Raw genomic sequence first — 257 nt, 5'->3', positions numbered from 1 at the left:
GCTTGCACCGGTTGAGCGCGTGACCGGCTGGGATACGCACATTCCGCTGTTCCGTCTGGAGATAAAATATCTGCCGAGTACGGAACGCGTGGTGGAAGCTGCCAAGCGTACGCTGGCGGCAAGCTGATGCTCTTAGCACCTCCTCCTGCTCGGCAGGGGGAGGTGGGGAAGGGCTAGACCCCACGAAACGCAGGATTCCGTTTTGTGACGGCTACGCCCACCCCAACCCTCCCCTGTTGCATGCAAGGGAGGGAGCC

At 61.9% G+C, this 257-nt stretch carries 1 pseudogene; it reads left to right on the top strand.

What is annotated here, in order from left to right:
- Nucleotides 1–127, top strand: a pseudogene (locus AC4HNJ_RS22030) (alpha-ketoacid dehydrogenase subunit beta); the annotation flags it as partial.
- Nucleotides 128–257: the final 130 nt, after the last annotated feature.

It is taken from the genome of Dyella sp. SYSU CM1112, assembly GCF_058216415.1.
This window is presented reverse-complemented; position numbering and strand designations above follow the sequence as displayed.